Consider the following 10090-nt stretch of genomic DNA (forward strand, 5'->3'; position numbering starts at 1 on the left):
GTCACCGGGGATCAGCCCCGCGCGTCAACCGGTGGATCCGGATCCGGAGTCGGAGGTCGGCGGCGTGCGATCCGCGAGGAGCAGCCGCGCCTCGCGTCGGGTCAACCCCGCCACGAGCCTCAGGGGCAGCTCGGCGACGCGACATCCCTCCGCATGCCTGTTCCCACGCAGCAACCCTCTGTACACCGTGTGACAGAACGGGCATCGGTCCTCCGCGTAGTCGTCATCCCATACCGCGCCCATCCGGCCCTCCTCTTCCTGCGGCCTGCCTGATCCGCGCCCGGCGGAGCCGCCGCCGTTGTTCCCAGGCGCGGGCCGTCGAGTCGCCCCACTTCAACAACCGCCAGAACGATTCCGCGGTCACTGCGAACAAGACGGTCCAGAAAGCCGCCCAGCGCCACCCTGCCAGTGTTCCGTCGGACGGCCGCGGGGCCAGGACCAACGCGATCGAGGTGCCCAGCGCGATCAGTCCCAGCGTGTAGCAGTAGGCGGCGAAGCGGCTCCTGCGCCGCCAGCGCTCGACATCGACGCTCTGCTGCTGGGCGTATCGCGCGCGTTCCGCCCCCGAGAGCGGAGATCCGAGCCATTGCTCGACCTCGGACATGGAGTACAGGTAGGGCCTGGCCCGGTATCCCCAACGCACGGAGAGCATCAGGAAGATCACCGACAGCGCCAGAAGCAGCAGAGCCGGACCCGGCCATCGGAACTTCTCCACGTCTGCGGCGACCACGCCCAGCATCGCGACAGCACCGGCCGCCAGGAGTGGCGCGGCGATCCCCGTCACGGATTCGACGGTCCGCGCGAATCTCACGTCACGTCCGGCCCGGCCCTCCTGCACGGACACCCTCCCGTGGTCACGTCGTGCGGCGGCGTCAGTGTTCCGCAAGCCGTCGATTCTCGCACCCGGTCCGGGTACGACGTCCAGTACGGCCGATTGAAGGACATGTCCGGTGATTGTCTGACACACTCCCGACAAGGTGGCGGGAGGGGAACGCGCGTGATCAACCTGGGGTTACTGGTCATCGCCACCGTCGTGCTGATCGCCCTGGCGTTCGTCTTCCGGTCCCATGACCGGGACTCCGCGGCCACGCTGGTCCAGGGAATCGGCGCCATCGTCGTCCCGGCCGCCAGCGCGGCGCTGTTCCTGACGAACCGCAGACCTCGGAGGGAACTCACCGAACCGGCACTGCGCGACTTCGCCGATGAGCTGGCTGAGCGGGTGAAGGCGCAGTGGAGTGCCGCGGCGAGCGAACGGCGGCTGATACACCCGAGCCCTGTGCCGGTGCGCTGGAGGTGGTCGACGCTGCCCGTGTCGGGACCGGTGACCGACGCCGTGGGCATCGGGAACAGCTCTGCGCGGTTCGAGCCCATGCCGGGGCTGGATCCGGTCACCGTGGCGGACCTGGAGTCGGGTGCCGTCCGGGACCTGTTCCGCCTCTACGGCGCGTTGGACTCCGGGCGCATGGTGGTCGTCGGAGCAGGCGGTGCGGGCAAGAGCGGCGCTGTCATCAGGTTGCTGCTCGACGCCCTCGCGCACCGCGAGGCACTCGGCCCCGACGCGCGAGCGAGAGTTCCGGTTCCCGTGCTGCTGACGCTGAACGGATGGGACCCGCGCACCCGGCGACTGCACGACTGGCTCGCTGCCCGACTGGCCACCGACTACATGTTCAGGAAGTCCGAGGAGCACGCGGGCGGTGTCGTCTCCCGGCTCGTCGGCGCCGGCCGGGTCGCCGTCTTCCTGGACGGGCTGGACGAGATCCCCGAGGCCGTACGCCCCGTGGCCCTGCGGGCGCTGGACGAGCAGGCGACCTTCCGCGTGGTCCTGTCGAGCCGCGTGGCGGAGCTGCTGACGGCCGTCGCCGCGGTGGGCCCCCTGACCGGCTCCGCCGGACTCGAACTGCTTCCGGTCAGCGCCGAGGACGCGGCGGACTACCTGACGCGCTGCCAGACGCAGCCGCTCCCGGACGCCTGGCGCCGTCTGGTGCGGCACATCCGTAGCAACCCCTCGGACCCGGTGGCCCAGGCACTGGACACCCCCCTGATGCTCACGCTGATGCGCGACACCTACCGCGCCGACCAGGGCTTCGACCCCGAACGCTTCGTGGACAGGGCGGCGGTCGAGGACCACCTCCTCGCCCGAGTCCTGCCGGCCGCCTACGACGACGACCGGCCCGGACAGCCGCGCAGTCGTTACAGCCTCGCCCAGGCCGAGCGCTGGCTCGGCGCCATAGCGCATCGGATGAACAGCGAGGGAAGCCGCGACCTCGCCTGGTGGCAGGTCCCCCGGTGGCGGCCGGCCTGGCCGAGGACGGCGGTCAGTTGCGTGTTCCTCGGCCTCCTGGCCGCCGTGGCGGGCCTCTTCTGGAGCGGGCCGGCGGCCGGGCTCGCGGCCGGTGCCACGGTGGCACTCTCCGTGACGCTGTCACTCACGTACGGGCGTGTCGGGGACTCTCCCCAACTGCTGGGCCGTCTGCAATGGAGGGACTTCGTCGTCCGCGAGAACTTCCAGTTCGGGATGGTCGGTGGTGGGACGATCGGACTGGTGCTGGGTGTGGCTCTGCTCCTCGTCCACGGCCGCGTCATCATGCTCGCCGTCGGCTTCGCGTTCGGCCTCCTCGCCGGTGTGGTGGGCGGATTCGTCACCGGTCTCAGCAACCGCAGCGCCGACAGCCGGACCCCCATCGATCCCGTCTCCTGCTGGCGACAGGACCGCCGGTACACGCTGACCGCGGGAATCGCCGGCGGACTGGTCGGCGGCCTCATCGGGGGATCATGCCTGGGCCTGCTCGCCGAACTGACGGACCAGCGCGTCCTCGGACTCGTCGACGGATACCTGTCCGGGCTCACGCTGGTGACGGCGGGCGGCCTGCTGCTGAGCCTGGCGCTGAGCCTGGTGGGATCGGTGACCTGGCGCGTGTTCCTGACTGGCCTCCAGCTGCGCCGCAGCGACGAGGCTCCGGTCCGCCTGGTCAGGTTCCTCGCGGACGCCCGCGAACGCCACGTCCTGCGGACCGTCGGCCCCGTCTTCCAGTTCCGTCACGCCAGACTGCAGGACCGCCTGGAGGAGGCTTTCACGGCACGCGACGGGGCCGGAACGGACGGTCACTGAGGTCGCCCCGCGGAGTCACGGATGCCGCCTCCCCCGCGCTCCCCGCGCTCTCGGCCCGGCGTTGTCGGTCCTCCCTGCTGGGAGGTGGCCGCACGGTACGGGGGCACCCCGCAGAGGAGACTTCGATAAGCACCTGGGGCAGCGGCAACTTCGAGAGCGACACGGCGCTGGACCACCTGTCCCGCGTCATCGACCGGCTCGTCACCGACATCACCGACGCCATGACCGGAGACCCGGTCACCATCGAACCCGACGAGTACTGGGGCGTCGCCGTACCGTGCAACCTCGAACTCCTCCACACCCTCGCCGAGGCGGGCCACACCACCGGCCTGCCGGCCCCCGAGGTCATCGCGGACTGGAAGCGGACGTTCCTGACCGTCTGGGAACGCACCATCGACGACCTGGGGCCCTCCCCGGCCTACAAGGAGGAGCGACGGTCGGTCCTGAACCGGACGTTCGACCAACTGGCCGCCGTGTCCCGGCAGGCGGCGGCCGGCTGACCTGATCCCGACGGATCATGGGCGGAGTGTCCCCGACCACGAGAGCGAGCAGCGCAGGCCCCCCCGGCACTCCTCTAGAAGAGACCTGCGCGAACGTGCCGCGTGAGGTTCTCCGTGATCGTGTGCAGCCACGGACTGCGGACGGCCGGAAGTCGGACCAGGGCGTGCCGGAACGCGCGCGGATCGGTCCGGAACAGGTACCCCGGACGTGGCGCGGGCGGATCGTCGCGGAGGACACCGGCGGGCATGCGGCCCGAGGCGGGGACGGGCAGGTGCGGCTTGGGGAAGGCCAGCCACAGCCACACCCCGAACGGCAGCGGCACCGGGCAGGCCGTAGCGGCCGGACCGGCCGGGGTCCAGGTCTCTCCGGTCTGCGGATGGGTCGGTACGAGGACGATGTCGGCGTCCGCGTCGGGGGCGGGCAGTCCTGGACCGGCGATGACAGCGCGCCGCGTCGGCGGACCCGCGGGCAGCAGAGCGTCGAGGGCACGTTGGAACACTTCCTTGCACAGACCGTCCGGCACGGTCACCGACCGGCCCTGCGAGGCCACCAGCAGGTGAGCGAGGGCCCGGCCGGCCGCGGCCTCCCACTGCGGGCTCCACGACCAGAAGTGGTCCGTCCCCGACCTCGGCCCCCACGTGGCGATCGGCTCCAACGGGGATGTCCGCTTCCCCTCCGCCAACACCTCCGCCCAGGACCGCGGTACCGAGTCGGCGCCGTCGACGGGAAGACGGCCTACGGTGCTGGGGGCGAGCCACACCGCCTGCCAGGCCGAGCAGTCGTCGATCCGGGTCGCCACGGGCAGGCCGCACGCCTCGCAGGCCATGTTGGGGCCGTCCGCTCCGTCAAGCCCACAGCAGCAGCCGACGGCCCGCTCCGGGATCAGCACGGTGCCGCGGGCGTCACCGGGTGCGATGACGACCGCGCCGGACGCGCCGTCGGAGAGACGGTGAACCGGAGCGTAGATGCCGCGGGCCGCCGCTTCGTCCGGGTGGACATCCTCCCACCCCCGCCACGGCGGTCCCCAGGGCTCCGGCTCCACGGCGAACGTGCCCGACTCCATGAGCATCGGGAGCTGAATCCCGTCCCCGTACCTCTGATGAGCGTGCACCGGCAGCGCGACCCGGGACAGCGGGACGGTCAGCGGGGCGCCACACCCCGCACACACGAAGACGAACACATGCCTCCCTCCCAGGAACAGGGGCATTGTCGCAGCGGCAATGGCACGGGTCAGGGCCATGCCGTGAACCTCCGCCGACTTGAAGTCGCAGGTCAAAGGGCTGGTGTGCTCGTCTGCCGGGGCGCTCACGCTGGTCGTGGTCAGCAGTCTGCGCAGTAGATCGTCTGGCGGAGTTGTCTCGGGTGGCCAGGAGAGCTTTCAGTGCCCCCCGAGCCGACTCCATTGTCCCCGCAGGGAGGGGTCTCGGCGGTACCAATGAGTGTGGTGAGGCGGACAGGACCAGCGGGACGAAGTGATCGAGCGCTCGCCTCGAGAACGGAGGCGGTTCAAAACCGGAGGCTTTCCTGGTTGCTGCGGAGGTACGGTCCGCCGGTGATCGATGAAGATCTTGGGGAGTGGTCGCTGAGCGTTACCTCGTGTTTGATCTCGAGCGTCCGGGTTTGCGTGAGACCGCGTACTCCTTTCCTCCTCGACGGCGTTCGACGGCTCGGTCACTTCTCGCGGCGTGCCGTGATCTCCGCTGCGTTGGCACGGATCCATTGCAGAAGCGGGTCCAGCGCCGCTGCCGCGCCGCGGCCCAGCTTGGTGACCGAATACGTCACCGACGGCGGCTGCCCAGTGCCGACCTGGCGGTGCACCAGGCCGTCCTGCTGGAGTGAGCGCAGCGTGGCCGTGAGGCTCTTGTCGCTGATTCCCGCGACCATCGTGCGTAGCTCGTGGTAGCGCAATGGTTCGACCAGTAGTGCCGTGAGGATCAGGATCGTCCACCTGCCGGCGAGGTGCCCCAGCACCTCGCGCGCCGGACAGTCCTTGTGGAACACGTCACCCATCACACCTCTCCTGGTCTCCTGGACTGCGTACTCACCGCCGGGAGAGCACCGCACCGCATGGTGAGCGCCTTCCGCCGCGCCAGCGCTCTCCCTAGGTTAGTGCCCTGCTCACAACCGAGGAGGAAGCGTGTCACCGACCACACTCATCACCGGCGCCGCCCGTGGCCTGGGGGCGGCCATCGCGCGGCACCTCGGAACGCGCGGGCACCACCTGATCGTCAACTACCGCAACGGTGCCGCCGACGCGGCAGAAGTCGTGCGTGATATCGAGGCCACCGGCGGCAGCGCGTCGAGCGCCAGGGCCGACGTCACCGACCCGACCGCTGTCGATGAGCTGGTGACCGGGATTCTCGCCACCCACGGGCGGATCGACACCGTCGTCGTCAATGCCAACACCGCTCCGCCGCCGTTCGCTGCGCTGGCCGACCTGTCGTGGGAGGCCTTTGCGGCCAAGGTCACCGGCGAGCTTGCTGGAGCCTTCCACATCACCAAGCGCGTCCTCGCGCCGATGCGGGCGCAGGGCGCGGGCCGGATCATCTACATCGGCAGCACCGCCGCAGATTACGTCGGGGGAGGCCGGCTTGCGCATGGCACAGCGAAATCCGCGCTGGCCACCTTCGCCCGCCACGTCGCCGCGGAGAGCGCGCGCGACGGTGTCAGCGTCCTCGTCGTCGCGCCCGGCGTAGTCCGGACACCGGCCACCGCGGAAGTCCTGACCAGCGAGCGCGGCGCTGTCCTCGCCCGCGAGTCCGTGCTGGGCCGGGTGCTTGAGCCCGAAGATGTCGCCGCCGCAGTGGCACTGGCCGCCGACCCTGCGCTCCGCCCGGCCACGGGCACGACTCTGCGGGTAGACGGCGGCTGGTCGGTCCTCGTCGGCGGCCCGGCCAGCTGAGCACTCGGGCCCGGATCGACCGGCCCAGGTTCGTCGGCGGGGCGCGGTGGTTCGCTGGTTCCTTCCCACGGCGGTCGGACGGCCTTCTACGATCCGATGCATGCTGGATCCCGAACTCCTGGAACGGATCACCGCGCGCCGGGCGGAACTGGACGAACTCGGAGAACAACGGGCCAAGCAGCTGGCGGAGGTGCGAGCCGAGCGGGACGAACTTGCCGTCGCCGAACGCGTCCTTGACCGGGTGAGCAGCAGCTCGCCGATGATCGCGCCTCGGCCGCGCCAGCACCCGGGCAGGCGGGCGGCCGTGCGGTGATGCTGATTCCGCACCGCACGCCGGACGTGGAGGAAACCGTGCTTCCGCCGGACTACCAGCGCATCCTCGCCGCCGTGCGGCAGGCCGCCGGACCGGTCACGGCCCGGCAGGTCGGCGAGATACCGGGAGGCGGCGTCACCGCACGGGCCAGGATGGAACCGCTGGGTGGGAGGCCGGTCAGCCTCGTTGATCGCGGCTGGCCGCGCAAACTGTCCGACGGCCGCTTCACCACCCGCCTGTGACCCAGGACGCCATCGCCCGGAGCAGTGCGGCACGGGCATAACCACGCTGCCCCCAACGGCCTTTAGATCGTGTGACGAATACCGAAGAGCGCGCCGAGGACACCTGTCGGCTTGTCCACCAGTGCCGTCTGCCGCTGTCCACGCAAACCGTCGACCACCTCGCCGGACTGCTACGTCGCCATCTGAAGGCGATACGGTCCCGGTGGCGGATCCTGCCGCCCGGACGGATCGCGGTGATCGTCCTGGCCGTGCTGCGTCACGACCAGCGCCTGGCCGACATGGCCGGCGGCAACAACGTCTGCGAGTCCACCGTCCGCCGCTGGCGTGACGAGCTGATCACCCTGCTCGCCGCGCAGGCCCCGCGCCTGGACCGCGCCCTGAAGAAAGTTGCCGAACGGGGCGGGGAGGTGGTCCTTATCGACGGCACCCCCATCCCGACCCAGCGCCGTACGGGGAAGGCCGACCGGCGGAACTACTCCGGCGAGCACCACCATCACGGCCTGCACTTCCTCGCCCCGACCGACGAGAAGGGCCGCCTGATCCGGATCTCCGCCGCCCGGCCCGGCCGCACACACGACATTACCGCCGCCCGCCACGACCACATCCTGGCCCGCCTGCGCGCCGCCGGTCTCGGCGCCCTTGCGGACCTCGGCTTCCGCGGCCTCGGCAACGACGTACGTGACCCCATGATCGTCACCGGTTTTCACGCCGGCCGCACCCACAAGCTCACACCCGGTCAGGAAGCCAACCGCGTCCTCGTCGTTGGACGGGCAGCGGTTGAGCACGGCTTCGCCCACCTCAAGAACTGGCGGACCCTCACCAAACTGCGCACCGACCCCGCCCACGCGACCCGTCTCCTGCGCACCCTGCTCGTTCTGCCGAACCTCGAAGTCAACCGCTGACAGACGATCTGCTCCGCAGACAGCCGCTGATGACCGGCGTGAGCACCACGAGAACCGGTCACCCCAGTCCTTTGAACTGCGGATTCAAGTTGGCGGAGGCTCCGTGCAGAACATCCCCGACGGAACGCCCGACCTGCGGGGGCGAGGACCGACCCGACGGCCAGGCATGACCTCCGTCGGCCGCAAATCGTGCCGGTCCACACGGTGGCCCTGAAGCCGTCGACGGCGTGCTGTGACGCGGCTCAGTGACCCTCGGGCCATTGCCGGCGCACCGCGTCCACGAAAGAGAGCCAGACCGGCGCCCGCACGCCCGTGACGAGCGCGTCCCCGACCTTCGTGTCGCGCAGCAGCACGCGGTCACCGACGCGGGCACACTCCACGCACTCGCCTCCCGCGCCGTTGCTGTACGACGACCTGGTCCACGAGCCGGGCGCCACGGCGCCGCCGAGAGACCTGCTGCTCACCGCGCGTACTCCTTCACGACGTTCTTGACGAACTCGACCGTCCGCCGGGGGCTCAGGGCCGCCGCCCTCAACTCGTCGAAGGCCCGCGTGTACTCGCGTACGTGCGGCTCCCCCTCCAAGTACATCGCATCGGTGATGCCGTCGCGGTACACGACGTCGGGGTCCTCGGGATCGGGGAAGCCGAGCATGGTGAACGGGCCCGTGGTCGGACTGGTCCCGGCGTCGAAGGAGAGCACCTGCAGCGTCACGCTCGGCTGTTCCACGACGTCCAGCACGCGCTCCAACTGGGCGCGCATCACCTGCCGGTCGCCCACGACCCGACGCACCGCCCCCTCGCTCACGACGAACCAGCAGTCCGGCGCGTCCCGGCCGGCCAGTATGCCCTGGCGCTCCAGACGGACGCGTACGGCGCGGTCGATGTCCTCAGGGGACAAGTACGAACCGCAGGTGTGCAGTTCGCGCGCGTACTCCTCGGTCTGCATGAGGCCGGGCAGTACTTCGCACTGGTACTGGCGGATGGTCGAGGCGTCCTGCTCCAGGCCGATGTAGATGGAGAACCACTCCGGCACCCCCGACCCGTGCACCTGCCACCAGCCGCGCGTCTTCGCCTGCCGGGCCAGTGACTTGAGGAACTCCCGCAGCTCGTCGCCGGTGCCGTAGAACCGGCACAGCGCGTCGATGTCGGAGGGCTGGACCCGTCCGCTGCCGGTCTCCATGCGGTTGACCTTGGAGCCGCTCCAGTCCAGGGCGGCTCCGACCTGCGCGCAGGTCAGTCCCTTCTTCTCCCGGAGCTTCTTCAGCTCGATGGAGAGGCGACGACGTCGAGCCGTCGGTGATCCGGCCATCGGAACTCCCTTGTGCGGTAAGGCCTTCAGTCTCTTGCGCCCACTCACCGATCACCAGTCACTCGATAGTGGGATTCCCTCTGTGCACATTGCACGCCGGGATTTGCGCACGTCATTCTGGCGAGGACGGACCGGCGAGCGACGGAGGTCGCAAGTGATTCCAGGTACATGCGTGGTGCGGAAGCCGTGGGTCGTGGAGTTCCTGGCCACGGAGGAGGAGGTGCCGGTCCTGCGACGCGGGGTGCGGACGCAGCTCGGCCAGTGGGGCCTGGCGGACCTGACGGACGACGCCCAGCTCTGCGTGAGCGAACTGGTCGCCAACGTCATCGGCCACGTCGGCCCCGGCACGCCGACGACGCTGACGGTGCTGGCGAACGGCGCGTCCGTGCGCATCGAGGTCCACGACCCCGACCCCCGCGCGCTGCCCACACTCATGGCGGCGGACGTCGAGTCGGAAGCGGGCCGGGGCATGGCCCTCGTCGCGGCCGTCACCGACCGGTGGGGCGTCCAGCTCCACACCGGCCACAAGGTGACCTGGTGCGAGCTGGCCACGGTGCCCGGCTTTCCGGCCGCTCCGGACCAGGGGCCCTGCGCGGCGAGGGCCGAGGCGGTCATCGACCTCTACCGCCCGGCGCCCCCGCCGTACCGGCACTTCGTCGGCAGACTGGGTGCCGCGCACGCGGAGGAGGCGGCGATCACGGTCATCGCCGACCTCCTCCACTGGCTCCGGCTGCACGGGCGCGACGCGGACGACGTGCTGGACCGGGCCCAGATGCGGTTCGAGAGCCGGTTGTCCGCCGTCCGCGGGTGAC

At 70.5% G+C, this 10090-nt stretch carries 12 protein-coding genes; 7 read left to right on the forward strand and 5 right to left on the reverse strand.

What is annotated here, in order from left to right; translation table 11 throughout:
- Positions 1–223: 223 nt before the first annotated feature.
- Positions 224–784, reverse strand: a complete 561-nt coding sequence (locus ACY1JF_RS26260) for a hypothetical protein (protein ID WP_462707726.1) — start codon at positions 782–784, stop codon at positions 224–226.
- A 213-nt stretch (positions 785–997) separates the two neighbouring features.
- Between ACY1JF_RS26260 and ACY1JF_RS26265 the strand changes: the two genes are divergently transcribed.
- Both ACY1JF_RS26265 and ACY1JF_RS26270 read left to right on the forward strand, forming a co-directional pair.
- Complete coding sequence (locus ACY1JF_RS26265) at positions 998–3109, forward strand: hypothetical protein (RefSeq protein ID WP_462707727.1); 2112 nt, start codon at positions 998–1000, stop codon at positions 3107–3109.
- Between the two features lie 221 nt (positions 3110–3330).
- The gene (locus ACY1JF_RS26270) at positions 3331–3609 is read left to right on the forward strand and encodes a hypothetical protein (protein WP_462707728.1); all 279 of its coding nucleotides are present in this window, start codon (positions 3331–3333) and stop codon (positions 3607–3609) included.
- A 74-nt stretch (positions 3610–3683) separates the two neighbouring features.
- Here the strand turns inward: ACY1JF_RS26270 and ACY1JF_RS26275 are convergent, their stop codons facing one another.
- Together ACY1JF_RS26275 and ACY1JF_RS26280 are read right to left on the reverse strand one after the other, a co-directional pair.
- Positions 3684–4790 carry a hypothetical protein gene (locus ACY1JF_RS26275; RefSeq protein ID WP_462707729.1) on the reverse strand — a complete coding sequence of 369 codons (1107 nt, stop codon included), beginning with the start codon at positions 4788–4790 and terminating at the stop codon, positions 3684–3686.
- A 491-nt stretch (positions 4791–5281) separates the two neighbouring features.
- Positions 5282–5620: a winged helix-turn-helix transcriptional regulator gene (locus ACY1JF_RS26280; RefSeq protein ID WP_462707730.1), complete on the reverse strand. Its 339-nt coding sequence runs from the start codon at positions 5618–5620 to the stop codon at positions 5282–5284.
- A 127-nt stretch (positions 5621–5747) separates the two neighbouring features.
- Here ACY1JF_RS26280 and ACY1JF_RS26285 point away from each other — a divergent pair, with 127 nt between their 5' ends.
- From ACY1JF_RS26285 to ACY1JF_RS26300, 4 genes are all read left to right on the forward strand, one after another.
- Positions 5748–6512 (forward strand): SDR family oxidoreductase, encoded by a 765-nt coding sequence (locus ACY1JF_RS26285; RefSeq protein ID WP_462707731.1) that lies wholly within the window; start codon positions 5748–5750, stop codon positions 6510–6512.
- Between the two features lie 100 nt (positions 6513–6612).
- Positions 6613–6825: a hypothetical protein gene (locus ACY1JF_RS26290; RefSeq protein ID WP_462707732.1), complete on the forward strand. Its 213-nt coding sequence runs from the start codon at positions 6613–6615 to the stop codon at positions 6823–6825.
- A complete protein-coding gene (locus ACY1JF_RS26295) occupies positions 6825–7067 on the forward strand; it encodes a hypothetical protein (protein WP_462707733.1) in 243 nt (80 codons plus the stop codon). The genes ACY1JF_RS26290 and ACY1JF_RS26295 overlap by 1 nt, the downstream gene beginning before the upstream one ends.
- 71 nt (positions 7068–7138) lie before the next feature.
- Complete coding sequence (locus tag ACY1JF_RS26300; protein ID WP_462707734.1) at positions 7139–7969, forward strand: transposase family protein; 831 nt, start codon at positions 7139–7141, stop codon at positions 7967–7969.
- 242 nt (positions 7970–8211) lie between these two features.
- On the opposite strand, the gene ACY1JF_RS26305 is transcribed toward ACY1JF_RS26300, so the two are convergent.
- Both ACY1JF_RS26305 and ACY1JF_RS26310 read right to left on the reverse strand, forming a co-directional pair.
- Positions 8212–8433 (reverse strand): DUF397 domain-containing protein, encoded by a 222-nt coding sequence (locus tag ACY1JF_RS26305; protein WP_462707735.1) that lies wholly within the window; start codon positions 8431–8433, stop codon positions 8212–8214.
- Entirely contained in the window at positions 8430–9278 is an 849-nt protein-coding gene (locus ACY1JF_RS26310) for a helix-turn-helix domain-containing protein (protein WP_462707736.1), read from the reverse strand. Before ACY1JF_RS26310 ends, ACY1JF_RS26305 begins: the two co-directional genes overlap by 4 nt.
- A gap of 172 nt (positions 9279–9450) precedes the next feature.
- Between ACY1JF_RS26310 and ACY1JF_RS26315 the strand changes: the two genes are divergently transcribed.
- A complete protein-coding gene (locus ACY1JF_RS26315; RefSeq protein ID WP_462707737.1) occupies positions 9451–10089 on the forward strand; it encodes an ATP-binding protein in 639 nt (212 codons plus the stop codon).
- Position 10090 lies beyond the last annotated feature (1 nt).

The organism is Streptomyces sp. SYSU D01066-1 (assembly GCF_054956795.1).